Source organism: Shewanella gelidii (genome assembly GCF_014647855.1).
Classification (GTDB): Bacteria; Pseudomonadota; Gammaproteobacteria; order Enterobacterales; family Shewanellaceae; genus Shewanella; species Shewanella gelidii.
In genome coordinates this window covers 150115-176468 of the sequence record NZ_BMPZ01000003.1, presented here as the reverse complement: position 1 = coordinate 176468, position 26354 = coordinate 150115, and the positions used below count along the sequence as shown (strand labels likewise).

General features: G+C 43.3%; 21 protein-coding genes. 14 read left to right on the top strand and 7 right to left on the bottom strand.

All coding sequences use genetic code 11. The annotated features are described in order from the left end of the window. Nucleotides 1–366 precede the first annotated feature (366 nt). From tkt to IEY18_RS07665, 7 genes are all read left to right on the top strand, one after another. A complete protein-coding gene (gene tkt, locus IEY18_RS07695) occupies nucleotides 367–2355 on the top strand; it encodes a transketolase (RefSeq protein ID WP_188919480.1) in 1989 nt (662 codons plus the stop codon). 153 nt (nucleotides 2356–2508) lie between these two features. After that, nucleotides 2509–3525, top strand: coding sequence for an erythrose-4-phosphate dehydrogenase (gene epd / locus IEY18_RS07690; RefSeq protein WP_188919478.1), 1017 nt, complete (start codon nucleotides 2509–2511; stop codon nucleotides 3523–3525). A gap of 74 nt (nucleotides 3526–3599) precedes the next feature. After that, complete coding sequence (locus tag IEY18_RS07685) at nucleotides 3600–4775, top strand: phosphoglycerate kinase (RefSeq protein ID WP_188919476.1); 1176 nt, start codon at nucleotides 3600–3602, stop codon at nucleotides 4773–4775. Nucleotides 4776–4928: 153 nt separating this feature from the next. Continuing rightward, nucleotides 4929–5993 carry a class II fructose-bisphosphate aldolase gene (gene fba, locus IEY18_RS07680; RefSeq protein ID WP_188919474.1) on the top strand — a complete coding sequence of 355 codons (1065 nt, stop codon included), beginning with the start codon at nucleotides 4929–4931 and terminating at the stop codon, nucleotides 5991–5993. A gap of 244 nt (nucleotides 5994–6237) precedes the next feature. Next, nucleotides 6238–6978 (top strand): DUF481 domain-containing protein, encoded by a 741-nt coding sequence (locus IEY18_RS07675; protein ID WP_188919472.1) that lies wholly within the window; start codon nucleotides 6238–6240, stop codon nucleotides 6976–6978. Nucleotides 6979–7125: 147 nt separating this feature from the next. Next, complete coding sequence (locus tag IEY18_RS07670) at nucleotides 7126–7470, top strand: hypothetical protein (protein ID WP_188919470.1); 345 nt, start codon at nucleotides 7126–7128, stop codon at nucleotides 7468–7470. Between the two features lie 162 nt (nucleotides 7471–7632). Continuing rightward, nucleotides 7633–8805 carry a tetratricopeptide repeat protein gene (locus IEY18_RS07665; RefSeq protein ID WP_188919469.1) on the top strand — a complete coding sequence of 391 codons (1173 nt, stop codon included), beginning with the start codon at nucleotides 7633–7635 and terminating at the stop codon, nucleotides 8803–8805. A 79-nt stretch (nucleotides 8806–8884) separates the two neighbouring features. On the opposite strand, the gene IEY18_RS07660 is transcribed toward IEY18_RS07665, so the two are convergent. Then, nucleotides 8885–9706, bottom strand: a complete 822-nt coding sequence (locus IEY18_RS07660) for a transporter substrate-binding domain-containing protein (RefSeq protein ID WP_188919467.1) — start codon at nucleotides 9704–9706, stop codon at nucleotides 8885–8887. A 453-nt stretch (nucleotides 9707–10159) separates the two neighbouring features. Between IEY18_RS07660 and aroG the strand changes: the two genes are divergently transcribed. Next, entirely contained in the window at nucleotides 10160–11215 is a 1056-nt protein-coding gene (gene aroG / locus IEY18_RS07655; protein WP_188919465.1) for a 3-deoxy-7-phosphoheptulonate synthase AroG, read from the top strand. 149 nt (nucleotides 11216–11364) lie between these two features. Here aroG and IEY18_RS07650 read toward each other — a convergent pair whose 3' ends face one another. Next, nucleotides 11365–11547, bottom strand: coding sequence for a hypothetical protein (locus IEY18_RS07650; RefSeq protein WP_188919463.1), 183 nt, complete (start codon nucleotides 11545–11547; stop codon nucleotides 11365–11367). A gap of 345 nt (nucleotides 11548–11892) precedes the next feature. On the opposite strand from IEY18_RS07650, the gene IEY18_RS07645 reads away from it, so the two are divergent. Beyond that, the gene (locus IEY18_RS07645) at nucleotides 11893–13665 is read left to right on the top strand and encodes an ABCB family ABC transporter ATP-binding protein/permease (RefSeq protein WP_188919461.1); all 1773 of its coding nucleotides are present in this window, start codon (nucleotides 11893–11895) and stop codon (nucleotides 13663–13665) included. A 132-nt stretch (nucleotides 13666–13797) separates the two neighbouring features. Beyond that, a complete protein-coding gene (locus IEY18_RS07640; RefSeq protein ID WP_188919459.1) occupies nucleotides 13798–14037 on the top strand; it encodes a hypothetical protein in 240 nt (79 codons plus the stop codon). Nucleotides 14038–14616: 579 nt separating this feature from the next. Here IEY18_RS07640 and IEY18_RS07635 read toward each other — a convergent pair. Next, on the bottom strand, nucleotides 14617–15165 hold the full coding sequence (locus IEY18_RS07635) for a histidine phosphatase family protein (protein ID WP_188919457.1): 549 nt from the start codon (nucleotides 15163–15165) through the stop codon (nucleotides 14617–14619). Between the two features lie 147 nt (nucleotides 15166–15312). Between IEY18_RS07635 and IEY18_RS07630 the strand changes: the two genes are divergently transcribed. Then, complete coding sequence (locus tag IEY18_RS07630; protein ID WP_188919455.1) at nucleotides 15313–15933, top strand: DUF5610 domain-containing protein; 621 nt, start codon at nucleotides 15313–15315, stop codon at nucleotides 15931–15933. A 63-nt stretch (nucleotides 15934–15996) separates the two neighbouring features. Here IEY18_RS07630 and IEY18_RS07625 read toward each other — a convergent pair whose 3' ends face one another. Together IEY18_RS07625 and IEY18_RS07620 are read right to left on the bottom strand one after the other, a co-directional pair. Further along, nucleotides 15997–16992 carry a sensor domain-containing diguanylate cyclase gene (locus IEY18_RS07625; protein WP_188919453.1) on the bottom strand — a complete coding sequence of 332 codons (996 nt, stop codon included), beginning with the start codon at nucleotides 16990–16992 and terminating at the stop codon, nucleotides 15997–15999. 24 nt (nucleotides 16993–17016) lie between these two features. Continuing rightward, the gene (locus IEY18_RS07620; protein ID WP_188919451.1) at nucleotides 17017–18012 is read right to left on the bottom strand and encodes a response regulator; all 996 of its coding nucleotides are present in this window, start codon (nucleotides 18010–18012) and stop codon (nucleotides 17017–17019) included. A 502-nt stretch (nucleotides 18013–18514) separates the two neighbouring features. On the opposite strand from IEY18_RS07620, the gene IEY18_RS07615 reads away from it, so the two are divergent. Then, complete coding sequence (locus tag IEY18_RS07615) at nucleotides 18515–19321, top strand: crotonase/enoyl-CoA hydratase family protein (RefSeq protein ID WP_188919449.1); 807 nt, start codon at nucleotides 18515–18517, stop codon at nucleotides 19319–19321. A gap of 3 nt (nucleotides 19322–19324) precedes the next feature. On the opposite strand, the gene IEY18_RS07610 is transcribed toward IEY18_RS07615, so the two are convergent. Continuing rightward, nucleotides 19325–20176, bottom strand: coding sequence for a DUF3530 family protein (locus IEY18_RS07610; protein WP_188919447.1), 852 nt, complete (start codon nucleotides 20174–20176; stop codon nucleotides 19325–19327). Nucleotides 20177–20317: 141 nt separating this feature from the next. Next, on the bottom strand, nucleotides 20318–23224 hold the full coding sequence (rapA, locus tag IEY18_RS07605) for an RNA polymerase-associated protein RapA (RefSeq protein ID WP_188919445.1): 2907 nt from the start codon (nucleotides 23222–23224) through the stop codon (nucleotides 20318–20320). A 318-nt stretch (nucleotides 23225–23542) separates the two neighbouring features. Between rapA and IEY18_RS07600 the strand changes: the two genes are divergently transcribed. Beyond that, nucleotides 23543–24907, top strand: coding sequence for a PhoH family protein (locus tag IEY18_RS07600; protein WP_229779781.1), 1365 nt, complete (start codon nucleotides 23543–23545; stop codon nucleotides 24905–24907). Between the two features lies 1 nt (nucleotide 24908). Next, nucleotides 24909–26288 carry a PhoH family protein gene (locus tag IEY18_RS07595; RefSeq protein WP_188919443.1) on the top strand — a complete coding sequence of 460 codons (1380 nt, stop codon included), beginning with the start codon at nucleotides 24909–24911 and terminating at the stop codon, nucleotides 26286–26288. The last annotated feature ends 66 nt before the right edge of the window (nucleotides 26289–26354 follow it).

The window sequence follows — 26354 nt, the reverse complement described above, 5'->3', positions numbered from 1 at the left end:
ATATATACGTGTAGAAGCATCTACATCTAGACGTCTATAATAGTTGAAAAAGCGTCTCTAATCACCCCTGATGCAAAATTATTCTCCAATAATTGTGATTTACCTCGGTTTTACTGGTGCTCTGTAGGTGATATTGCCTTTGATTTGAGCTGGTTAAGAGGGCCCCTTTACAAAAGATGAGTTTTTCTTGAATCAAGGACGTCGTCTCCAAAAAGATAGAAATCTCGTCGAGGCATTGTATAAAAGTTCAAATACTGAGTTTTATTGTGGTTGTTCGGTTAATTTTCGTTTGCTTCAATTCAGTATGTGGGGGAAAATACGCCATCATTTTTGCCCCCTAAGATCTCAAGTAAAGCAGGAGAGAGCATGTCTTCCCGTAAAGAACTCGCAAACGCAATCCGTGTATTAAGTATGGATGCTGTTCAGAAAGCCAAATCTGGTCATCCAGGTGCACCAATGGGTATGGCTGATATAGCAGAAGTATTATGGCGCGATCATTTGCAACACAATCCTGCCAACCCAGACTGGGCAGACCGTGACCGTTTCATTCTATCGAATGGCCATGGCTCTATGTTGCATTACTCTTTGCTGCATCTTGCTGGTTACGAATTATCTATTGAAGATTTAAAGCAGTTCCGTCAGCTACACTCTAAAACTCCAGGTCACCCAGAATATGGTTACGCGCCGGGTATCGAAACAACGACAGGCCCGCTTGGTCAAGGGATTACTAATGCCGTTGGTATGGCGATTGCTGAGCGGTCGCTTGCGGCTCAGTTTAACCGCGATGGACATGAAGTTGTCGATCACCACACCTATACTTTCTTAGGTGATGGTTGTTTGATGGAAGGTATTTCCCATGAAGCGTGCTCTCTAGCTGGAACCTTAGGGCTAGGCAAGCTTATTGCATTTTGGGATGACAACGGTATCTCAATTGATGGCCATGTTGAAGGCTGGTTTACCGACGATACTGTGAAACGTTTTGAGTCGTACGGATGGCACGTGGTTGCAGGGGTTGATGGTCACGATAGTGATGCAATCAACGCAGCGATTGAAGCGTCTAAAGCAGATCCTCGTCCAAGCTTGATCTGTTGTAAAACAGTCATCGGTTATGGTTCGCCTAATAAATCCGGTAGTCATGACTGCCACGGTGCGCCTCTTGGTGATGCTGAAATTGCAGCAACAAGAGAATTCCTTGGTTGGGAGCATGCGCCATTTGAAATCCCTGCTGATGTGTACGCAAAGTGGGATGCCAAACCAGCGGGTGAAAAAGCTGAAGCAAACTGGAATGACAAAATGGCTGCCTATGCTGCTGCATATCCAGAACTTGCAGCTGAGTTAAAGCGCCGACTTCAAGGTGAGCTACCAGCTAACTTCAGCGCAGATGCAGATGCTTATATTAAATCGTTGCAAGCAACTCCAGCGAATATTGCTTCTCGTAAAGCATCTCAAAATGCTTTGGAAGCTTTCGGTAAGCTTTTGCCTGAATTTATGGGAGGCAGTGCTGATTTAGCGCCGTCAAACTTAACCATGTATTCTGGGTCGCAAGCGATTACTGCTGAAGATGCTTCTGGTAATTACTTGCATTATGGTGTGCGTGAATTTGGTATGTCTGCCATCATGAACGGTATTGCACTGCATGGTGGGTTTGTACCTTATGGTGCGACCTTCTTGATGTTCATGGAATACGCTCGTAATGCGTTGCGTATGGCTGCATTGATGAAGCAACGTTCAATCTTTGTTTATACCCACGACTCTATTGGTTTGGGTGAAGATGGACCGACGCACCAGCCTGTTGAGCAAATGGCTTCACTTCGTGTAACACCGAATATGAGCACGTGGCGCCCATGTGACCAAGTAGAATCTGCAGTGGCTTGGAAGTACGCAATTGAGCGTAATGACGGCCCCACGTCTTTAATTTTCTCACGCCAAAACCTGTCTCAACAGCCTCGCACTGATGCGCAACTAGAAAATGTCGTGAAAGGTGGTTATGTGCTACTTGATAGTGCAAATACACCTGAGATTATCTTAATTGCGACGGGTTCAGAAGTAGAGCTTGCAACGAAAGCTCATGAGCTGTTAACTGCTCAAGGTAAGCAAGTGCGTGTTGTGTCAATGCCTTCAACAGACGCCTTTGATAAGCAGGATATTGCTTATAAAGAGTCAGTACTTCCTAGTGAGATCACAAAACGTGTGGCAATTGAGGCGGGTATCGCTGATTACTGGTATAAGTATGTTGGCTTGAACGGCAAAATCATTGGTATGACAACCTTTGGTGAGTCTGCACCTGCTAACCAACTGTTTGAAATGTTCGGCTTTACTGTTGATAAAGTCGTTGAAGCCGCGAACGCGCTTTAAACGACGGGTAAAGTGAATACACGTGCTTGCCAAAGCAACACGTGGCAAGTAAGGGGGCCAGAGCCCCTTTACTTAAATAACAGAATAGCGGCTTGCCTTTGGGTAAGCCGTTGCTGTGTTAAGAATTCGTTCGAATGAGGTTGAATAGCTAGAATGATTAAAGTTGCTATTAATGGTTACGGGCGTATTGGCCGCTCTATCCTCAGGGCCTTATACGAACTTGGTAAAAGGCAACAAATACAAATTGTTGCGATTAATGAGCTCGCAAAACCTGAAGCTATTGTTCATTTAACACAATATGATACCACCCATGGTCGATTCCAAAACCAAGTCAAACTGGTTGATGGCTACATGCAAATTGGTGATGATCGGATTCGTTTATTGCATCAAGCTGAACCGACCGAGTTGCCATGGGCAAAAATGGGAATTGATATTGTTTATGAGGCAACGGGGGCGTTGTTAGATAGACAGAGCTGTGAAGCACACCTTAAAGCGGGTGCTAAACAAGTGTTAGTTAGCCATCCCGCTTCTGCAGATGTTGATGCGACCATTGTTTATGGTGTCAACCATGATTTACTTAGTGCAGATGACACGATCGTCTCAAATGCTTCATGCACCACCAATTGTATTGTGCCTGTGATTGATGTTCTGCATCGTCATTTCGATGTCACCAGTGGTGCAATAACAACGATTCATTCTTCAATGAATGATCAGCAAGTGATCGATGCCTACCACGATGATTTGAGAAGAACACGTGCGGCTGGGCAGTCAATTATTCCTGTTGATACCAAGTTAGCGCGGGGAATTGAGCGCATCATGCCAGTGATGAAAGATAAGTTTGAGGCTATATCTGTGCGTGTGCCAACCATCAATGTTACGGCGATTGACCTGTCGGTTACGTTGAGTAAAAAAGTCGATATTGAAGCGATTAACGACGTACTAGAAAAGGCTGCTAACGGTAGTTTTAACGGTATCTTAGGCTATACAGATGAGCCGCTTGTTTCGTGTGATTTCAACCATGATCCTAGATCATCGATTGTCGATGGTACCCAAACCCGAGTGAGTAGTGGGCATTTAGTCAAACTACTCCTGTGGTGTGATAACGAATGGGGCTTTGCAAATCGAATGATGGATACCAGCTTAGCCATGATAAAAGCAAAGATGGCTTAATAGATTTAATCAGGTCGTATGGATTCGCGGCCTGAAAACAGCTTTATTTTTTGATTAAGAAAGGAAATGTAAAAATGGCAATTATCAATATGACAGATTTAGATCTACAAGGTAAGCGAGTGCTTATTCGTGAAGATCTTAATGTTCCTGTCAGAGACGGTGTGGTCACAAGTGATGCACGTTTAAGAGCATCTTTACCTACGATTCAGCTCGCCTTAGAAAAAGGTGCTGCGGTCATGGTGATGACACACCTTGGTCGTCCAACTGAAGGGGAGTTTAATGCGGATTATTCGCTCCAGCCAGTTGTTGATTATCTTGCAAATGCTTTGGACTGTCCTGTCCGTTTGGCGAGCGAATACCTTGATGGTGTTGAAGCCAATGTCGGTGAGGTGGTTGTTTTTGAGAATGTTCGCTTTAATGTTGGCGAAAAGAAAAATGATCAAGCTCTTGCGAAGAAACTTGCTGCACTATGTGATGTTTATGTCATGGATGCATTTGGTACCGCACACAGAGCACAAGCATCGACTCACGGTGTCGGTCAATTTGCACCAATAGCTTGTGCAGGCCCGCTACTTGCTGGGGAACTATCTGCACTAGGAAAAGCGATGGATAATCCAGCGCGTCCATTAGTTGCAATTGTTGGTGGTTCAAAAGTCTCGACCAAACTCACAGTGCTTGAGAGTTTGTCCGGTATTGTTGACCAGCTTGTTGTTGGCGGCGGTATTGCGAACACCTTTATTGCGGCTGCCGGGCATCAAGTCGGTAAATCTCTGTATGAAGCTGATTTAATCGATGAAGCGAAACGCCTTATTGATAACGCTCAGAGCCGTGGTGGTGATATTCCTGTGCCAACCGATGTGGTTGTCGCTGGGGAGTTTAGCCCGACTGCTGCAGCAACATTGAAAAATGTTGATGCGGTAACTGACGAAGATATGATTTTTGATATTGGACCAGAGAGTGCTGAAGCGTTAGCAAAAGTGCTTGAGTCAGCTGGTACTATCGTCTGGAATGGCCCTGTGGGTGTGTTTGAGTTCGATCAGTTTGGTGACGGTACCAAGCGCATTGCTCAGGCAATTGCTGATTCCTCTGCATTCTCTATTGCTGGTGGCGGCGATACCTTAGCTGCGGTTGATAAGTATGATATTGCTGATAAAGTATCGTACATTTCAACAGGCGGTGGCGCGTTCCTTGAGTTTTTGGAAGGAAAAGAGCTTCCTGCTGTGGCAATGCTTGAGAGCCGTGGTAAGTAAAGTTTAATTTGAAGAGGGCTTTATCCTGCGTTCAACGTTTGATAATGCTCTCTTGACCATAATTATAAAAAGGCTTTGTTGTAAAAAGCCTCTAAAGATTCTTAAATGATAGCGATCTGGGTGAGTCGATCACCCATATAATGGAGTTTTAAAATGGCCCTTATTTCCCTACGTCAAATGCTTGATCATGCAGCGGAACATGGATATGGCGTTCCTGCATTCAACGTGAATAACCTTGAGCAAATGCGCGCAATTATGCAAGCAGCGGAAGCAACAGATAGTCCTGTTATTGTTCAGGCATCAGCGGGTGCACGAAAGTATGCACGTCCGCAGTTTCTTAAGTATCTAATGGCCGCGGCGCTTGAGCAGTATCCAGATATTCCTGTATGTATTCACCAAGATCATGGTACTGACCCGGATATTTGTCAGCGTTCGATTCAGTTAGGCATGTCTTCTGTGATGATGGATGGCTCTTTGATGGCTGATGGTAAAACACCTGCATCTTATGAGTACAATGTTGATGTTACGCGAAGAACGGTTGCTTTTGCACATGCGTGTGGTGTTTCTGTTGAAGGCGAAATTGGTTGTCTAGGTAGCCTTGAAACCGGCCAAGCTGGTGAAGAAGATGGCGTTGGCGCAGAAGGTATCTTAAGCATGGATCAAATGCTAACAACGCCTGAAGAGGCTGCTCGTTTTGTCAGTGATACACATGTTGACGCTTTGGCAATCGCGATTGGTACCAGCCACGGTGCTTATAAGTTTAGCCAAAAGCCAACAGGTGATGTGCTACGTATTGACCGCATTAAAGAAATCCATGCACGTATTCCGAATACCCACCTTGTTATGCATGGCTCATCTTCTGTACCACAAGAGTGGTTAGAAGTGATTAATCAGTTCGGTGGTGCTATCCCTGAAACTTACGGTGTGCCTCTTGAGGAGATCGTTGAAGGAATTAAACATGGTGTTCGCAAAGTGAACATCGATACTGATTTACGTTTGGCTTCGACTGGTGCAGTTCGCAAATTCCTAGCCGAAAACCCTGCAGAGTTTGATCCTCGTAAGTTCTTAAAAGCATCAATGGAAGCCATGGCAAACATCTGTACTGAGCGTTATGAAGCGTTTGGTTGTGCAGGTATGGGCTCCAAAATTAAGCCTCTGTCATTACAGGCAATGTATAAGGCTTATCAATCAGGTGAGTTAGACCCTAAGGTCAACTAAATTAAACTTGATATTGAAAAGCCGCGCATGTCGCGGCTTTTTTGTGGCTATCGTTCTCACTTCAAGTTTGCTTTGGCATTTAAGCAGGATCTAACGTGGGTTATCCATCTTTCGAGTCATGATTTTCGATTTCATTTTATAAATCGAAGTGCTACTATGCGCGCAAAATTAAGCCAATCAAGATGTTAAGCAAGCAGAAAGTCCACTAACTGCGGTGCTTTTAAGACTACATGGAGTCATGGATATGAAAAAAATGCTACTCGCTTCAGCGATTGCAATGACAATGCCTTTTACTGCAAATGCTGCGGCAAATTTTGTAGAGGGTGATGCCACATGGGCTGGTGAGGCAGAGCTGGGGGCGACGCTGACGACTGGTAACACGGATACGTCTTCTGTGAAAGCACGATTAAATATTAACCATGAGCTTGGTGATTGGGAAAATCAGTACCTATTTGAAGGCCTGTACAAAGAAGATCAGGAAGAAGTGACTGCGAAGCGCTATTTCGCTGGTTTTCAGGGCGACTATAAACTGAACGAATCAAGTTATATTTTTGCTGGAGCAAGCTATGAGGTTGACCCATTTACGGGTTATGACTACAAATTGGCAGCTGCAGCGGGTTATGGTCATAAGTTTGTATTGAGCGAAAAAAGCACTTTGAAAGCTGAAATTGGCCCCGGTTACTTGTACCAGCGTCTTGATGACGAGCAGCAGGCTGAATTAGGTTATAAAACAGAAGATAGCATGGTCGTGCATGGTGTTTTAAATTACGAAGCAGCTATCGGTGAAAGTGCGAAGTTTAAGCAAGAATTTATTGCTGATTATGGTGATAACCTCATCGCGCGCTCAGAAACGTCACTAACTGCAAATATTGTTGGTGCTTTAGCAATGAAGTTTGCAGTTGTGGTTCGTTACAATGACGAGCCACTGGATAACAAAGAAAGCACAGATACTGAAACAAACATGACGCTACTCTATTCTTTTTAAACTTACGGCGATTTCGAAAGCAAAGAGCATTAGCTCTTTGCTTTTTTTATGTCTGATTTTTACTCGATTGAGTGTAAAGTGTACTCATTGGGCTGACGTTGTTTGTCTGGTGTAACCGTTGTATGTGGATTGAATGGGGAGGCGACGATGAAATCGATACTCTTTAATTGTATGGTGCTGATATTGCTGGTTGTCGCGATAGCAGCAATACCCGCTCTTGCTGCTGAAAAAATTGTGGTTCGAAAATCGAGTGAGTCTTTTGATGCTTTTGCGGTTCGAGACCAGCTTTTGAAAGATCATCAATGGCAAGAACAGTTAAGAATGCAGCAACAAATAAACATACTACAGTCTTTACCGGTAGGCTGTATCGTTCGCCTCACGCCTTATCGGCACTATCAATGTGGTGCGGCACTGTATCGACCTTACTCTTATCAAAACCAGCAGCTCTATATACAAACTGATCCAATCCAGAACCAGCCAAATTCACCGTAGGATAGTGCCAATTGCTGAGCCTATTTCGTATTTGTCCGTACTGCGTTCGCTGCAGGTTGATTGAGCGCAGCAATAGATTTGTTATTATTTTGTAACGTTTTGGTTCGACATCTGCGCAAAACATGACTTAAGCTTAAATAGTCGCAGTGTGGAGGAAAGCGTATGCGAAACCTATTCCGGCTCAGCTTGGGCTTATGTTGTTTGGTTTGGATCGTTGGCTGTGCGAGTCACAAATCGAATCATGTGACGGCTCATGAAGTAAACCAGTTATTTCATGATGCTTATTTTTCTTCTGTGGAAGGTATACCTACGCCAGAACAACTATTCGAGTTGCCCGCATCCGTCAAAAATGAAGTACGTCGTAAATACACCATGCAAAAGCGCCACAGCGTAAGCGCCCTTGAAGAGAACGAGTGGCTCGCAAACTATATTAATGCGAGTCAAGGTGGATTTGCTTATCGAGACAATATTACTAGGGTAGCGAGCGAAACGTATGCCGATCGTGAAGGGAATTGTCTCTCTTTAGTATTGCTAACTGCGGCACTGGCTGAAACGCTCAATATCAATGTTGAATTTCAAGAGGTGGATGTTCCACCAGTTTGGGACAAACAAGGTCAATTTTACTTTGTGAATGGTCATATCAATCTTCGGCTTAACTCTGTTGAAAGCCATCAAGCGGTAAGCTTGCGGAAAACAAAAATACTCATTGATTTTTTGCCTGAAAGAGCGGTGCGAGGCTATGCAAAACGGGAAGTTGATCGTCAAACCGTGATCGCAATGTTTTACAACAATATGGCTGCAGAGTCCTTGGTGCATAAGCATTATGACCGAGCTTACGCATTGCTCAAGCAGAGTTTAAATGCAAAGCCGGACTTTGTTCCGGCGATTAATAATTTGGCAGTAATATACCGACATAAGAGTTTGTTGGAGGCGTCTGAGAGTGCCTACAAGTTTGCGCTGAATATTGCGCCGAAGCAGTTAAATACATTATTTAATTATGCTGTTTTACTTGGCTCTCAAAATCGTTTGGAAGAGTGGGCTGAAGTCCATCGTGTGCTGGAGTTAAGCCGCATAAATAACCCTTACTACTATTTTGATATTGCGCAGCAAGCTTATTTTGATAAAGAGTATCGTGAAGCCATACTTTGGTATAAGCGTGCCGTTGAAAAAGCAGATTACCGGCATGAGTTCTATTTCGGTCTTTCTAGAACGTATTGGGCAACTGGTGATAAAAAGCGAGCGAAAAAAAATATGCAAAAAGCATTGGCATTGACAGGCGATCTCAATAGTAAAAAACGCTATCAAGCCAAGTTACATGCAATGAAGGCTCATTAGTTTGCTCCAGCGGTGAGGCAAGATAATCAACTATACTGCTCGTTTGAAACTCATGAATGTTGCAAGACGTAGAGAATTGTTAGTGAAGGCTGAGAATTTTCTGATATTGCGGGGTATTTCTTAAATCTGCAATCGCTGCATCTAAGCGCTGAACTATACGTTTATTCCTGCAGGCAACTTTGCGAGGAGCCTTTTTAAACAATGCAAATTCAGTGACGCTTTTGCTGGTATCGACTCTGGTTGCTAGCATTTGTCGGTAAAATTCAAAGATCCTTCTTTCCAACACGATAGCCTGAACCCGACCTGTAAATAACATAAAGATCTGACTCTGTTGATTATCGATTTCATTATAGTTGGGGTTGTTTTTGACCATTTGAGAAAACCTTGCACCGAGAAACTTAGATGCATTTTGAAAGGCGAGTAAAGAAATGGTTTCTAAGTCTTCTACTTCATTAAGCAGTAATCGAGAGTCTGTGAGTGTGAAAACGCTATTTTGATATTCGTTCAGGCTTTGGGTGTAATGTAATTGAGGGATATTTTCAGGTGCATTGACAAGACAATCTTCCGCTTCTGAGAGCACAAGTCGCAGTGCTCTGCGATTAGGGGCTAGCGTAACTCGTTTTATAAACATATTTTGGCGAGTGAGAGCAGCATTCAACAATTCATACTGAATTCCCCCTGGTTGTTGCGGATAAAAATAAGGGGCAATGGTGTTACTTGCAGCAAAGCTGATGCCCTCATCAAGTGCAGATGAGTCGGCAGTAGAACTATTACTCCATAAAAAAACCACAAGCCAAAACAATGATTGAGTGAACAAATGAGTCACTCGGCATGGCTGCATGCTCTTAATGTTGAGATGTTTTAATTGATGCATGAGAATAAGTTTACGAACAAATCTCATTCCGCTCAATAGGCCATGAGAATGAAAGACAAAATTTAATGATTACAGAAACCCGTTCATGGCGGGAAAGACGTGTAAAACGTGTTTATATTGGGTTGTACCGTTTAGATTTAAGATGGGCCCCGCGTAGCTCTATGATGAAGAGAAGCTTTCGAAGGTCAGTAAGCTTTAGCGGGTGAGGTTAAGTTACTCTTAGCTTTGGATGAGGAAAAAACTTGTAAAATGCTTAGGGATGGTTTGAATCTGTCTTATCTATAGAATAGATAAGGCCCTGCGACTTGAACATGATTCGCAACTTTTATTTTGGTAATACACTAATTTCAATAAAATTATGCAGTTAGTAACAGATATTTTATTTCACGTGATGTTAATTGCAATCATGAGACAAACTGGATAAATTGATAAGGTTAACCTTGTGATGAGATATTCAAAAAATACCAAAGAGAGAAGCGGATGTATTACCAAAATGATGATGTTCGAATTAATGAAGTAAAAGAGTTATTGCCTCCAATAGCGGTGTTAGAGCGCTATCGAGCAACAGAGAACGCGTCGGAAACGGTATTTAAAGCTCGCAATGGTATTCATAAAATTCTTAAGCGTGATAACGACAAACTGCTAATCGTAGTCGGGCCGTGTTCAATTCATGATCCTATTGCTGCCCTTGAATATGGCAAAAAGTTAGTGAAGCTGAGAGAGCAATATAAAGATCAGCTTGAGATCGTGATGCGTGTTTATTTTGAAAAGCCAAGAACGACGGTTGGTTGGAAAGGGTTAATTAACGATCCATATATGGATAATAGCTTTCGTCTAAACGATGGCTTGCGAACGGCCCGTAAACTATTGCTTGAGTTGAATGATTTAGGCATGCCGACCGCTGGTGAGTTCCTCGATATGATTACGCCTCAGTATGTTGCTGATTTGATGTGTTGGGGCGCGATTGGAGCTCGTACCACCGAGTCGCAAGTACATCGAGAATTAGCGTCAGGCTTATCATGTCCTGTAGGTTTTAAAAACGGCACCGATGGCACGATTAAAGTTGCAATTGATGCCATTGGTGCAGCCAGTGCGCCGCACCATTTTTTATCCGTGACCAAAAATGGGCATTCAGCGATTGTGTCTACCAAAGGGAATGAGGATTGTCATATTATTCTACGAGGTGGCAAAGAGCCCAACTACAGTGCTAAGCATGTTGCAGAAATTACAGAACAACTTCAAAAAGCGAAACTGCCTGTTAATGTCATGATTGATTTAAGCCATGCCAATAGCTCTAAACAGTTTAAAAAGCAGCTGGATGTTGGGGCGAATGTAGGGGCTCAGGTCGCTTTAGGTAACCAAGATATATTTGGGGTTATGATTGAGAGTCATCTTGAAGAAGGTCGCCAAGACTATGTTGAAGGTGAAAGCTTAAAGTATGGTCAGAGTATTACAGATGCCTGTATTGGTTGGCAGGATACGGAACAACTCCTATCTACGTTGAACCAAAGTGTCATTGCGCGTCGTCAGCGATAATGTGCAATTAGGATATAGGTTGGCTTGCCATTGAATAAAAATTTCGATGGGTTAGAGTTGAAATAATACCCGTCATTCTGGCGGGTCTTTTTTTGTGTTTTTGCGTTGCTGGGAGGCAGCTTTATAGCGGGAGGCTTTTTAAACCCAAGTTACTTATTGCTTGCCAACTGATTGGCTACATAATCATTTGCTTTGGCTAGGCTGCCAAACGTTGCAATTAAGTTACTCTTTCCTTTTTCTCTGATGTCTGGATTATCTGATTCAATCATCATCCATACCCAAGTGCGAACGAGGGGAAGTGGAGGATACTGTGATTGTTTAGAATCTAACATGGCACATCCTTTATTATTGTTATTTTTTCATCAGGGCCTCAGCATGTTGGGGTTTGCTGAGTATTAATACCGTGAGCATGCTTAACTATTGTACCCAATTAGACATAAAAAGTAATACTTTGGACTGATCTTTTCGGGTCGGTTTTTTCCCGCTCCAACTTGCAACATTCTGCGCCGTCAATGAATGAGTTGTGATGGAATAAAATTCAAAAAATCGTTGCTTTAGTAACTATTTACACCTGCTCTCATGCTATTTAAAGGCTCGCTTTTGCGGTGAAATCAGCAGATACTGGGATTCCACACTATCGTTTTTATTTTTCAATTGTTAAGACAAGAGTTATCTGAATGCGCCCATCGTTATATTTTGACGGCCCTATAGAAAAGCTAAATTGGCAAGTACTGAAGCTGCTATGGCCTTATTTACTAGAGTTTAAAGGACGAATTGCGTTAGCGATGTCTTGTTTGATTATCGCTAAGTTAACGAGTGTGGGTTTGCCGTTTGTGCTGAAGGACTTAGTCGATACCTTAGACACGAACCTACAAGCACAAATCATTGCAGTACCATTGGCACTCGTGTTGGCATATGGTGCACTACGTTTTTTGACTGTGGTGATCGGAGAGATCCGTGATGTGCTGTTCGGCCGAGTAACTGAACGTGCCATACGTCGTTTAGGTCTCGTGGTGTTTGAACATTTACACCAACTCGATTTAGATTTTCATTTGGAGCGACGCACAGGGGGCTTATCTCGAGATATTGAACGAGGCACCAGTGGCGTGAGCTTTCTGATGCGTTTTATGGTGTTTAATATTGTACCGACGATTTTGGAAATCGGTTTGGTGATTGGGATTTTACTGTTCAATTATGGAGTTGGTTTTGCGTCCATCACCTTGGTTTCAGTGGTTGCCTATGGCTTTTTTTCAGTTAAAGCAACTGAATGGCGAACTGAATATGTACGAGAGGCAGCAAAAGCTGACTCCGCATCAAACACTAGAGCGATAGATAGTTTGTTGAACTACGAAACGGTCAAGTATTTTAATAATGAACAATATGAAGCAGGCTTATATGATGATGCTTTAGCAACGTGGGAAAACGCAAAGCGGAAAAATCGTCTTTCTTTGTTTGCTTTAAATGCAGGTCAAGCGCTAATTATTGCCACTGCAATGACGGCTATGATGGCGCTGGCAGCTTACCAAGTTTCCTACGGGAACATGAGCCTTGGTGACTTTGTCCTGATTAACGCATTTATGATGCAGCTGTTTATTCCACTTAATTTCCTCGGCTTTGTTTATCGTGAAATCCGAGGCGCTTTAGCCAATATTGAACGAATGTTTGGCTTGCTTGAACGCTCTCCCAAGGTCTTTGATTGTGATGGCGCGATAAAGCATCAGCAGCTTGTGGGCCATATCCAGTTTGAAGATGTTGGATTTAGCTACGATGATCGTGAAATTTTGCATGGTGTAGATTTTGATATAAAACCAGGGCAGAAAGTGGCCGTGGTTGGTGATAGTGGCGCTGGCAAATCGACTATCGTGAAGCTGTTGTTCCGTTTTTACAATTTGAATCGCGGTAAAATTACGCTCGATGGCGTGGACATTCAAACGTTGACGTTAAACTCATTGCGCCGACTGATCGCGATAGTCCCCCAAGACACTGTGCTATTTAACGATACGCTATATGCCAATATTCTATACGGTCGCCCAAATGCGTCTGAAGATGAAGTGCTGCAGGCGATTAAACTGGCTCACTTAAGTGACTTTGTTGCCGAGCTACCCGCTGGCTGGGACACGAAAGTCGGAGAACGTGGGCTTAAACTATCTGGGGGAGAAAAACAGCGGGTGGCGATTGCAAGGGCCGTGCTTAAAAACGCGCCGATCATGGTATTTGATGAAGCAACGTCTTCTCTGGATAGCCGCTCTGAAAAAGCAATATTGGAGGCTTTGAGTGACGCTGCTAAAGATCATACCAGCTTGGTCATAGCACATCGACTGTCGACGATTACCGATGCAGATAAAATTATTGTATTAAGTAAAGGGTGTATTGTTGAGCAAGGGGATCATGACTCGCTTCTTGAAGCTAAAGGTCTTTATGCAAAACTCTGGAATATCCAAAACCAATAATTGTTCATCATCAATATTATCAGCACGCATAGTTCAGCTGCAGTACAGTGTTGTCGTGTAAAATTCAGGGATAAATTGTTGGGGCGTGAAGGTGGCTTTATGCCTAGAGATTGTTGTAATGGAGCCTAGTGAGTGAACAATATCCCGATTCGAGTGATGGTCGAAGGTAAAAAGCAAAGTACCCAAAGTGATTGGTCTGCCTTGAAGGCTATGTTGGCTCAAAAACATGTAGATTGTCAGCACCTGCAAACTATTTATGATGAATTAAATGCTGGCTTAATCGTAAGTACTAGGGGCTTAACAATTGAAAAGGTGCTGAGGAGTCAGCCTCAGTACAAAGACATTCCAGCAGTCGCCACTTTATTTTCGTAGCATTAAATCGTGAATGAGTGGACTAAGGACATCAAGTTCTCTGAACATGAAACGAAGCTTGTCATATTCTCAAGAGCGTATGATAGAAGTAGTCATATTATGAACTGCGTGCGCCAAAGCGAGAATGCTGCGGCACACATAAAATATATAGATGGTATTGAGTGATGACTGGGCTGATAAAGTCTAAATTATCTAAAGAGTTCGAGATCTTCAGTATTTGTAGATATGGAACGACTAAAATGCTCTCGCTAGCTGAGATTGTTGCTGCCAACCTTCACAAAGCAAATTGAGTTTGGTCACAGTGCCTGTGGTTTCACTTACAGGCAGAAGCTTGGTTATTCTACCTTTTCTGAAACATACGAGTTCGCCTTCTATTTCAGCTAACCGATCACAGCTACGACAGCTCGCGCTAATCGCCTTGGATGGCAGTTGATTTTCTACGCAACTTGAGTTCAAAAGAACCTTCCTCGAAACATGACTAAGCCTAAAGTCGAATATTTTACACGTTTTGTGACCAAGCTTCAAAATAAATTTGATTTTTGGATCTTGCGGGGAAAATGTAAACTTTTGACGCTTGTTTTATCTCACATTTTGTATTTGTTTGAGGGTTGGTGCATCACCAAAATGCGAGCGTTTCCAGCTGATGAGTTGGTCATCTTTGAGGTTTAGCAAAAAAAGATCGCCGTAGTCTGACTCTGTTAGTTCAATAGGCTGCTTTATCCCCAAAGCCGTCAAAATCATCGGAACCGTATTGGAGTGGCCGGCAATAATTACGCTGCCAGAGCTTGATTTTGCCATGTTGATTGTCTGCGCAACATGATGAATGAGCGGCCGTTGAGCAGCAACGATAGTTAGATTCAACAGCTTTGCTTGTGCAAGTGGCTCTAGTGTCTGCTGTGTTCGTTTAAACTGCGTGGCAATAAGCATATTGATTGGCTGGTTTGCCATGAGAGCAGCAAGTGCTCTTGCTCTCTTTTGCCCCGCCATTGAAAGCTCTGGATCTTTTCCTTTTAGTTTTTCTACGTGCCTCACGACGAAAATTTGCTGCTCATTGGCCTGTAAGTTTAGGCTTGTCATGCTGGCAAAAAGTGTGAAAGCGATGAATAGAATACTAAGGTTAAATCGCATAAATGATTGGTGAATTGGCTATGAGTTCTGCCAGCAAAGGTAGCCTTTGCGTGCTCAGAGTGCCAGTTAAATCCACAAAAATAACTCAAGTTGTTCAAAATATGGTCGATAATGTATGAATAGAACCAATGTGTAGGAATGCTCGCTATGGAAATACAACAACCCCCTGCAAACCACGGTAAAGCGGTTTCTGAGGTCGCAAAAGATAAATCCCATGCTAAGTCATCTCATGGAGAAGCGGTTTCTGAGGTTGCTCAAGGAAAAAGCGCCTCTCAAATGAGCCGTGAATTGTCCAATGCCACATTATTGTCTGCGCTGGAAGAAGTGAGTATTTCTTCGGGCAATAAAGCGATGACACTCCTTTATCGCGCAGCGATTGATGCTATCGATGAATATCTCGCGCCAACTAAAGGACCCAACGCTACACAAAGAGCGTTTGACGAAGGCGTTGATACTTCACCAGAGGCGACAGCAGGACGGATTGTCGATTTTTCCACCCAGTTTTTTAGTGTGTATCAGGGGCAGAATTCTTCGTTGAGCTATGAAGAACAAGTGGATGGTTTTTTGGAAGTTATTGGCGGGGCAATCGATAAAGGAATTGGAGAAGCCAAGGACATTCTAGAAGGACTTCAGGTATATGAAGGCAGCATTGCTGAAGATGTAGAAGCCACTCAAGCGCTGGTTCATCAAGGGCTGGAGGAGTTTCGTGAGCGCATGTTAGGTGAGTCTTCTCAGGAGCAGGAGCCTACTGGTTCAATCGAAGATTAATCGATGACAAAACCTAGGCAATGACGTGAATGAAAACTGCTCATTGCCTAACGTTTTTCCAATCTATTCCGCTTTATCTGCAACTTGATCATAGTTTGCATTGGGATCGTATGTTTCTGTACGGTTTCGACCATCTTGTTTGGCTTTATACAGTGCCAAGTCAGTTTTGGAGACCCAAGACGAACTATTTTCAGGCTTATTCGCTAAATCGCAAATCCCTAAGCTAATCGTACAATTAATAGCTTTGCCCTCAAAAACAATGGAAGATTTGGCGACTTTCTTTCGCAGCCGCTCTGCAAAAAATAGTGCTTCTTGTGCAGAAGTATCACTGAGTACCACTGAAAACTCTTCGCCGCCATATCGCCCAGCACAGTCAGTTTCTCGTACCGATTGCCCTACAAGGTGTGCAATATGTTGAATAACTTTATCGCCTGCAACATGGCCGTACTGATCATTGATCCGTTTGAAGTGATCGATATCGAGCATAATCAGGCTGGCATTTGAGTCATATCGTTCATGGCGATCATATTCACGCTGCATACAAATCTGCCAATGGCGGCGGTTGTTCAGCTGAGTTAAACCATCGGTTTGGCTGAGATGTTCTAATTGTTCATTTGCCGCTTTTATTTGTTGATTGTTCACCACCGTATCTGTGACGTCGTAAATAATGACGCTAATATGCGTGATTTGTCCTGTTAATGATGCAAGCGGTAGTAGGGTAATGTTTTGATACATATGGTCGGCGCGACCGGTAATAGGGCGGTAATTTTTAAACTTGAAAATGTAAGGTCGCTGCTCCCAACTGATAAAGGCTCGGTTTTTTAACATAAATACCGATTCCATCTTTTGGGTCAGCCATTCAGATGGTAATTCTGGAAACTCTTTAAACAGGTTTTTACCTTTGATCGAATTTGGAGAAACACCACTATGGTTTTCCATAAATCCGTTCCAAAGTTGAATATTAAATTGGCGATCGAGAACAACAAGGCCAACTTCTATGGTTTGTACCATATCAATGAGCCAATGTAGTTCGTTCATTCCAGTGGGGTCGTTTGACATAACCTAAGATCCAGCCTGTTTTAATTAATCGAGTAAATAGCCAAGTTTGAAGTTCATCGTTGGGATTGAATCTTCGGTAAATAGCAGCAATAAATCACATTGAATATTGTGGTCTTCAATTCGATAGTTAATTTCCATGGCTAACGTACGATGCCATTTTGCTGAATTGTCATGGATAAGTTCGTTGACTGTGCAGTGGCGTCCAAGAACCACTGGGTGTGATTGACTAAATTGCATGTCTAATTGTTCAGATATACCATTTAGAAATGCGCCAATCAGCACGTTACCAGTATCAATCATCACTTCAATTTCTGTGGCTTCATCTTCTGGGTTACTAAGTCCCATCAGTTTTGCCATATCGTTGAAGCTCGAATCGTGAAATAACAATAGTGCTTCTCCGGCTATTCCTGCGCCGATAAAGCCTTGGCATAAAGCGGAGATCGTTGGATTTTCTTCAGTTGCTTTCAGTGCCATGGTTAATTCGCTGACTTCCAGAACATTCACGTTAGGAATAGGCAGTAGTACAAACACATCGAGTAATTTACTCAACAAATCAGCAGCTCGCCCCATCGCGACATTTGCAACTTCTTGACATGCGTCGCGCATGTCAACTTCAATCATATCTTCATCAGTGGTCTCGCCTTCATTTTCAAGCGTAAGAATCCCGTACTCTTGTAAAATATGGCTGATCGCTTCTGCACTCACGGGCTTCTGAATAAAATCGAGTGCGCCTAGAGCTTTGACCCGTTCATGAGCTTTAATTTGAATATCACCAGAGACAACAATAACAAGTGCAGGTAAATCATTCTGTTGAATGCTTTCCAAGACTTCATAACCGTCCATGACAGGCATGTTTAAGTCGAGAAAAACGACTTCGCCTTGACCTGCTTTAATTGCTTCAATTCCCTCTGCGCCATTTGCTGCAAATGTAATATCAACATCCCACTCTTTGGGCAGTGTTCTCGCCATTTGTTTTCTGGCTAAGGCAGAGTCATCGCATATTAATACAGGAATGGTCATATAAACTTATGATCCTTTTCTAAAGTGTCTCGTGTCGATTTACCCACCTCCATCAATATGGCAGAGTTTGAGTCTATCTCTCACTAAGTGTAGTGTCTTTTGCACAACACAACAGTGAATTTATGCGCCAATCGCCCTGATACTCTAGCAATATAACATTTGCTAATCACATGAATTGATTCAAAGTTTTGCAAAAAGCAATTCTGATATATTTTAGAATTGGGGTGGCGAGCTTAATTAGCTCTTATTCTAATATGTTTAAAAGTGATCTCATACCTAGTTTTAATAAAAAATGAAAGTAATGAGAGATTGAATGTCAGGGTGTTGATTTGATAATAGAGAATGGCGGCGTTTATTTCTGTGGATTGAATTCGTTTTGATTCAAGTATAAGAAAATAAATGGTTTATTTGTCAGAGATGCCCAATATTGATTAGACAAAAGGCCAGTAGTGAAAAAGTGTGGCCATGATATGATTTCAACTGGACAGACCAGGAGAAAGTCATGGATTGGAAAAGTTTAACTTTAGATATCAAAGATCAAATTGCATATGTGCAGCTGAATCGGCCTGAAAAATTCAATGCAATAGACTACACGATGTTTAAAGAACTTGATGTGGTGATCAAGCATTTGAAAAAAAATAAGCAGGTGCGAGCCGTTATTTTGTCGGGCAGCAATGGGAACTTCAGTTCAGGATTAGATGTAAAAAGTGTCGCGAGTTCTCCTTCTAAAGCCTTTAAATTATTAGTAAAAATATTACCAGGCAATGCTAACCTCGCTCAAAGAGTCTCACTCGGTTGGCAGCAGTTGCCAGTGCCCGTTATCGCCGTAATTGAAGGGCATTGTTTTGGTGGAGGGACTCAAATTGCGTTAGGCGCAGATTTTAGAATTGCAGCGCCAGATGCGCGGCTCTCAATTATGGAAGCAAAGTGGGGGTTGTTACCTGACATGGCTGGTCTCGTTGCGCTGCGGCAAATCGTTGGTAAGGATAGAGCCCTTGAATTGACGATGAGCGCTCGTATTATTGGGGCGGAAGAAGCGCAAACCATTGGCCTTATTACGCAGGTGAGCTCAGAGCCTTATGCAGAAGCCAAAGCTCTCATTCAAAGATTGACAGTGACCTCCCCTGATGCGATTGCAGCAATTAAGCTAAGTATTAATCAAAGTTGGACTGGCTCTGTCAGAAGTCTACTTGCCCGAGAAACTCTCAGCCAAATCAAGCTCTTGATTGGAAAAAATCGTGTGATCGCTTCACTGCGGCAAACGAAGCAGCCTGACAAAAGCTATATTGATCGGCAAACTTGGTCGTGATGATCAACCTTTTTTCATCACTCGATATGCAAAACCTTCAATCAAGTCGAGACAGTCTTGCCAAGCACTTGGCGTATCTAGGTTCAACATGACTTTTCGGTGACTATAGTGGTAGGGGCGATGCTTAGCTGTTTGTGCAATTCGCTCACTTAGGTTCTCTAATGCTCGTTGGTTTGCATCGGGCGAATGAATATCAAGTACTGGTACATCTAGCTTCGCTAATTGCAGTGCAAGATTATCGTTTTGCACTTCGGTTGGTCGATAGGGGTTTATCAGTACTAAGATATCAGGTTGTGGGACCTTTCGATTGGCCAGTAAGTCGATAATATGCCCTGCGGTATCATCCAGTGTGATGAGCACGCGTTTACCAGGAAAGGGTTCGCCAATAGCGTCGAGTTGATTAAATGTTTCAACGATAAAGGCTTCTTGCGTTTCATTGACTTGTTTTTGTTCTTCTTCACTATAACGCGGCATCGCTTGATTGTTTGGGTGTGAAAGTTGTTTGGTGCCAGCCTTATTGACCTCATTGACCGACGTAGCAAAATTTGGCTGCTTGCCTGCATCTTGTGGGGTCAGGCTAATGCTAGCCCAGCCCAAAGGGTTAATATGCCGACGTACAAATGATATTAGACCCGGATGGTCTGCACTTTGGCCTGAAGCGGGGAGAAGAATAACGGCGCCGAGTTTTTTTGTGCCTTGCCAGCTTCTAACAAGTACGGATTGCTGTTTTTGCTGCACTGTAATTTGTTTGATTTCAGTCGCAGGCAAATCCCGGTACTGGCGTTCAACCGCAATACAGCTTTCTGAAAGCAGTAATAACGTGGTGCATAAACAAATTAAGTGTTTGATGGTCATCGTCCGAGTATTGTGCCCAATGTTTATCATTTGAGTATATCAGCATAACAAAAGCCCCGTCATCGGACAGGGCTTAAATTTGGGGATTTCAAATGAATCGGCGAAGTCCCTGCTGGGATGCACGCAGTTCTGGATTGTTGTTTACGTATGACTGACGAGAACCATGCGCACGGCATCAAGCTGTAATTGACAGTCATCCATATAGCCACTCAATTCAATCATTTGCTGTCGTAAATACTCCAGCTCAGTATCTCGAATATTTGGATTAACCGCTTGTAGTGCTTCGAGTCGTTCTAGCTCTGAGGTCAGTTGTGATGTCATCTGAGCCCTAGCATTTTCTAACAATGCGTCTAATGCTTGGGTTGCATGGGTTTCCCCATGGGCAAATAGAGGGTGTAATGCTGCTTGTGAAGCATTGACCAACTTGCTTGCGATATGGCGATTTACCGCAGAAAGCTGCTGATCAAAACTGTCATAGGTGACTTTCTCTGACAGGTTGTTGCCACTTTTATCCAACAATACACGGATGGGTGTTGGTGGTAAGTAACGATACAGCTGACTTGATTTTGGTGCACTAGCGTCTGCCATATATATTAGCTCGAGAAACAATGTTCCCGCGGGCAGTGCTTTGTTTTTTAAGACTGCGACAGATGCTGTTCCGGTTTCTGAACCCGTGATTAAGTCAAGACCCGTTTGAACAAGTGGATGCTCTTGGGTAATCAGTGCAATATCATCGCGAGCAAGTGCGGTTTCACGATCAAATGTGACGGTGTTGCCATCTTCATGCAAGCCTGGATACGTCGGGAACATCATATGTTCACTTGGACGTAGGATAATAGAGTTTTCACCTCGATCTTCTTGATCGACACCGATAACATCCCACAAGCGAATGACGGAGCCAATTAAATCCGTGTCTTCATCTCGCGCAGCTAAACGCTTTACTAACTCGGTTGCTTTGTCGCCGCCATGACTGTTGATCTCTAGTAACTTATCCCGGCCTTGCTCCATTGCGTGCTTTAGCTCTTTGTAGCGCGACTGCGTACTGTTTAGCAATTGGGTCATGGCATCACTATCTGCCGTTGCTAATTGTTGTAGCAACTCTGACTCAAACTCTTGATATAGAATATGGCCACTGGGGCAAGTGAGTTCAAAGGCGTTTAGGCCTTGGCGGTACCACGCCATTAATCGTGCCTGAGCCGTGTCTGCTAAGTAAGGTAGATGGATATTGACATCATTTTGTTGACCAATTCTGTCCAGTCTACCAATACGCTGCTCTAATAAATCAGGGTTGAGGGGCAGATCAAATAACACCAGATGGCTGGCAAATTGGAAGTTCCGTCCTTCAGAGCCGATTTCAGAGCAGATTAATGCTTGAGCCCCTGCATCTTCTTGTGCAAAGTAAGCGCCGGCTTTATCGCGCTCGATAATAGACATTCCTTCATGGAACACGGTCGCCTGAATGCCTTCGCGAGTTCTTAAGGCCTCTTCTAAACTTAACGCCGTCGCAGCTTGGCTAGCAATAATTAAGACCTTTTTACTGCGGTGGCTCTTTAAGAAGTCAATTAACCAATCAACACGCGGGTCAAACTTCCACCAGGAAGCATTATTTTGATCGAATTCCTGGTAAGTTTTTTCAGGGCTTAATGCAAGTAATGCTTGGCTGCGTAAATCTTGCTGAGAGCTCATCATGGCGCTCACTCGCGCAGCGGTTGCATATTGCTCCGGCATCGGAACTGGATATGCATTAAAGATACGCGTCGGAAAACCTTTCACTGCAGCGCGACTGTTGCGATATAAAACTCGCCCCGTGCCATGTCGGTCTAACAACTCTTGTAAGAGTTCATCTCGTGCAGCTTGTTTAACGTCGGCTGCAACATCATGATCAGCAATAAGGCGAATGCTTGGGTCAATATCTTTTTCACTGAGCAGCTCAGTTAAGCTATTTATTGCTGAGTCAGAAAGTGGTTTACCAGATGCGAGAGCTTCTGCAGCTTCAGCGACTTCTTGATAGCTTTGTTCTTCATGAATAAAAGCTTGGTAATCATAGAAGCGATCAGGGTCCAATAAACGTAGGCGTGCAAAATGGCTTTGATGACCGAGCTGATCCGGCGTTGCCGTAAGAAGCAACACACCGGGAATCTCTTGACTTAAAGCCTCAACGACCTGATAGGCTCGGCTTGGTGCTTCTTCAGTCCATTCAAGATGATGGGCTTCATCAACGACCAGTAAATCCCAGCTGGCGTCTAGCGCTTGATCAAGGCGCTTTTTCTTACGTAATAATTCCATTGAGCAAATGATGAGCTGCTCGGTATAAAATGGATTGTCATTATCTGCAAATGCTTCAACACAGCGGTCTTCATCAAATACCGAGAAGCGTAAGTTAAATCTACGGAGCATCTCTACGAGCCATTGATGGCGAAGCGTGTCCGGAACGATAATGAGGATCCGTTCAGCGCGGCCTGTTAACAGCTGTTGGTGGATAATTAAGCCTGCTTCAATGGTTTTACCTAGGCCGACTTCGTCAGCAAGCAATACCCTTGGCGCATAGCGTTGACCGACTTCGTGGGCTATCCACTGCTGATGGGGGATCAAGCCAACCTTCGGCCCCTGTAATCCCAGTAAATCAGACGTCGCAAGTTTATGACGTAATTGCTGACTTTGATAGCGCACACCAAAGCGATCGAAACGATCAATTTGCCCAGCAAATAAGCGGTCTTGTGGTTTGTTTAAACGAATATTGTGGTTGAGCAGGGTTTCTCGTAGCGAGACCATTTCGCCCGTTTCTTCATGACGACCATGGTAGATAATTAAGCCGCTCACTTCTTCAAGCTCTTCGACAGTCATTGACCAACCTTCGTGGCTTTCGATGGTGTCACCAGGATTGAATATCACCCGGGTGAGTGGCGCATCTTCGCGGGCAAACATTCTATTTTCATCCGCGGCTGGAAATAGCAAGCCAATCATACGGCCTTCTATTTGTACAACGGTACCAAGTCCAAGCTCTGATTCGGCGTCGCTTATCCAGCGTTGACCAAGGGCAAACGGCATCTTTAACTTCTCATCTACGGGGGAATTACAAAAGGTCGCGTATGGTATAACAAACCCAATGATAATTAAATCATATCGCGTCGAAATTCATAGAGATTATAGAACAAAAAATCACCTAGGTAGTGATTGTTAAGTGACGCACTTTACGGTTGACATATGACGGCAACAAACAGGACTTATGTTGACTAAAAAAGTTGTGAAATTGGAATTGAAGGTATAAGTTAAAATTAATCAATACCTTTAATAAAAAGTAGGAGAGAAAACGCCCCGCAATGAAAGCAATGTCTAGTGAGTGCTGATATGCCCAATGGAGACGATATGGATAAAGACGACCGCAAGTTGTTTGTACTCGATACCAATGTGTTATTGCATGAACCCCTCGCAATATACTCTTTTAAAGAACATGACGTTGTTGTACCAATGACCGTTCTCGAAGAGCTGGACCAAATTAAAGATAGAAAACGCGATGTGAGTCGCGATGCTCGAGTCGCTATTCGAGCCCTAGAAGATATTCTCGGTGGTGACACCACGCCAGAACAAACGATTCAAGGTGTATCCTTACCTGCACGAGAAGGCTATGAAGGCGCAGTAGGGACGTTGTCCATTTTTCCTGATCATCAAATCGAATTTACCATCGGTTCATTGCCTGGCGGCAATAATGATAACTGTATTATTAATACTGCTCTTCATTTACAAAAGCAGCACCATCCTCGCAAAGTTGTTCTGGTTACCAAAGACATTAATATGCGCCTGAAAGCCAAAGGTGCGGGTATTTTGTTTGTAGAAGATTATCGAACGGATCAGTTGATTGATGATATTCGATTTCTTACCAAGGGCTTTCATGTCTTTGAAGGGAACTTCTGGGAACACTTAGAAAAAGTTTCAACAACCAGTCAAGGGCGTCATACCATTCATGAAGTTCCTAAAGAGGAACTTCATGTTGATAACTTGTACGTTAATCAATATTTGTTGGATGAAGAATCTAATTTCTGTGGTCGCGTTGCCGCGTGTACGGATACACATGTCCATATTTTAGACCTAGGTCAAGACCGAGTCTTGAATAAAGAAGCTTGGGGTATACGACCCAAAAATGTGTATCAGGGCATGGCGATGCAAGCGTTGCTCGATCCTGAAATTGATTTAGTGATCTTGACTGGCCCTGCCGGCTGCGGCAAAACGTTGTTGGCAATGGCGGCGGCATTAGAAATGGTGGTGGAGCGAGACATGTATGACAAGATCATCGTGACTCGAAACACACCGGAAATTGCGGAGTCCATCGGTTTTCTTCCGGGCACGGAAGAAGAAAAAATGGCGCCATGGCTTGCGGCGATTACTGACACACTTGAGATGCTACATAAGAATGATGTAAATCCGAGCGGCAGCATGAATTACATCATGGAAAAAGCAAATATTCAGTTTAAATCGGTGAACTTTATGCGAGGTCGATCGATTCAAAACTCTGTTGTCGTGTGGTACCCTAGTCTCGATATGGCTAAAAAACTGTTACCACCAAGTAATCAGATGCCTAGATTGGTCGTAACAAGAAATTATCAAATTTTAACCATGTCAACTATAGAAAATACTATAAATACTTATCAATTGTTACCGATAGAGCCGGCGAACAGCTGCCATTACGAAGTTCACAAAGCGCCACAGTTAACCTTCAACTCAGAGGTAGCATAATATGATTAAAACAACAAATTGCCCTCGTATTTTGGATACTAGTGCGTTAGTTCACGATCCGAAATCACTGTTAGCGTATAGCGATGATATCTATGTGTGCTTAACAGTGTTAGAAGAGCTGGATAACCTTAAAGAGCGCAAAAGCAAATCTGTCAGCGCTGAAGCTCGTGTATGTATTCGAATGCTCGAAGACATTGTCAATGGTCATGGCGCAGAAGAAATGGAAGCTGGCATCGCATTACCGTCAACTGAAACAGCTAAACGCGGTAAATTGTTTATCGGCATCGATACGAATCTAGAGATTAGCAATGCGTTAAAGCACGGAATTGGTAGTGATGCAGATAATCGCATTATTAATTATGCACTGCATGTACAAAACAGTTTAAAGCAAGATGTTGTCATTGTATCTCGAGACATCAACATGCGACTAAAGGCTCGAACGATGGGGGTCTTAGCTGAAGATGTTGCTGTTGATAATCAGATTGCAGATATTGACTTGTTATACTCGGGTGTTCAGTCATTCGATGGCAATTTGTTTGACCGACTCAGTTCTGATAGTGAATTTAAGATGTCAGGGGAAGTGTATACGCTTCCAGTTGAGCTTTTCAATGATGAAGTTCAAGAAAATATGTATTGGTATGATGAGGCTGGGCATATCGGACGGATTTCTGAGGTTGCTCCAGAGGGAGTCTATACAAAATTACTACCAAGAAAAGTAGAAAAGGTATGGGGAATTTTGCCCAAAAACCCAAGGCAAGAAATCGCCTTAAGTCAGCTTACAGACCCCCATTATGACCTCAACATCATTCTTGGCCCCGCAGGGTCAGGAAAAACATTTTTAGCTGTTGCTGCTGCACTGCATCAAGTATTGGAAACGAAACAATATAAGAAGATTGTAGTTGTTAGAAGTCGCGATTTTCTCGATGACGACCCAGGATTTCTCCCTGGCGATTTGAAAGAAAAGTCTCTTCCACTCCTTGCGGGCATTACTGACGCTTTGATTTCGATGCATGGTGTTGATGATGATGAAAATCACAGTACATTCGAAACAATAGAGCACATCGTTGAACGTGCCAATATCGAATTCACTTCGATGGCGTATTTTCGGGGACGTAGTTTAGATGACGCAGTGCTTATTATCGATGAAGCTCAAAATATGACACGTGCACAAACAAAAGGCATGTTAAGTCGCGCTGGTCGCAACTGCCGTACACTTTTGTTGGGAAATCTGGCCCAAATAGATGATAAGTTCGTCACGCCAGCGTCTAGTGGTGCTAGTGCTGCGGTGAATATTTATCGCAATTACGAACATGGTTCAGTGTTGATATTTGATGAAGTTGAGCGTTCTACATTAGCGGACTTCACTGAAAAGAACTTCTAAACGTCTTAAATGCTCATACGGCACATGCTGATAATATGGCGGAACTGATATAGTAACGTGTCTGAA

What these genes read in the sequence shown, in the direction of transcription:
- IEY18_RS07610 (WP_188919447.1), bottom strand. Translation starts at nt 20,176, where the DNA reads ATGACCATCAAACACTTAATTTGTTTATGCACCACGTTATTACTGCTT.
- IEY18_RS07625 (WP_188919453.1), bottom strand. Translation starts at nt 16,992, where the DNA reads ATGTCAAACGACCCCACTGGAATGAACGAACTACATTGGCTCATTGAT.
- IEY18_RS07660 (WP_188919467.1), bottom strand. Translation starts at nt 9,706, where the DNA reads ATGAGATTTGTTCGTAAACTTATTCTCATGCATCAATTAAAACATCTC.
- IEY18_RS07615 (WP_188919449.1), top strand. Translation starts at nt 18,515, where the DNA reads ATGGATTGGAAAAGTTTAACTTTAGATATCAAAGATCAAATTGCATAT.
- IEY18_RS07675 (WP_188919472.1), top strand. Translation starts at nt 6,238, where the DNA reads ATGAAAAAAATGCTACTCGCTTCAGCGATTGCAATGACAATGCCTTTT.
- IEY18_RS07650 (WP_188919463.1), bottom strand. Translation starts at nt 11,547, where the DNA reads ATGTTAGATTCTAAACAATCACAGTATCCTCCACTTCCCCTCGTTCGC.
- fba (WP_188919474.1), top strand. Translation starts at nt 4,929, where the DNA reads ATGGCCCTTATTTCCCTACGTCAAATGCTTGATCATGCAGCGGAACAT.
- aroG (WP_188919465.1), top strand. Translation starts at nt 10,160, where the DNA reads ATGTATTACCAAAATGATGATGTTCGAATTAATGAAGTAAAAGAGTTA.
- tkt (WP_188919480.1), top strand. Translation starts at nt 367, where the DNA reads ATGTCTTCCCGTAAAGAACTCGCAAACGCAATCCGTGTATTAAGTATG.
- rapA (WP_188919445.1), bottom strand. Translation starts at nt 23,224, where the DNA reads ATGCCGTTTGCCCTTGGTCAACGCTGGATAAGCGACGCCGAATCAGAG.
- IEY18_RS07685 (WP_188919476.1), top strand. Translation starts at nt 3,600, where the DNA reads ATGGCAATTATCAATATGACAGATTTAGATCTACAAGGTAAGCGAGTG.
- IEY18_RS07595 (WP_188919443.1), top strand. Translation starts at nt 24,909, where the DNA reads ATGATTAAAACAACAAATTGCCCTCGTATTTTGGATACTAGTGCGTTA.
- IEY18_RS07635 (WP_188919457.1), bottom strand. Translation starts at nt 15,165, where the DNA reads ATGCGATTTAACCTTAGTATTCTATTCATCGCTTTCACACTTTTTGCC.
- IEY18_RS07600 (WP_229779781.1), top strand. Translation starts at nt 23,543, where the DNA reads ATGGATAAAGACGACCGCAAGTTGTTTGTACTCGATACCAATGTGTTA.
- IEY18_RS07620 (WP_188919451.1), bottom strand. Translation starts at nt 18,012, where the DNA reads ATGACCATTCCTGTATTAATATGCGATGACTCTGCCTTAGCCAGAAAA.
- epd (WP_188919478.1), top strand. Translation starts at nt 2,509, where the DNA reads ATGATTAAAGTTGCTATTAATGGTTACGGGCGTATTGGCCGCTCTATC.
- IEY18_RS07665 (WP_188919469.1), top strand. Translation starts at nt 7,633, where the DNA reads ATGCGAAACCTATTCCGGCTCAGCTTGGGCTTATGTTGTTTGGTTTGG.
- IEY18_RS07670 (WP_188919470.1), top strand. Translation starts at nt 7,126, where the DNA reads ATGAAATCGATACTCTTTAATTGTATGGTGCTGATATTGCTGGTTGTC.
- IEY18_RS07645 (WP_188919461.1), top strand. Translation starts at nt 11,893, where the DNA reads ATGCGCCCATCGTTATATTTTGACGGCCCTATAGAAAAGCTAAATTGG.
- IEY18_RS07630 (WP_188919455.1), top strand. Translation starts at nt 15,313, where the DNA reads ATGGAAATACAACAACCCCCTGCAAACCACGGTAAAGCGGTTTCTGAG.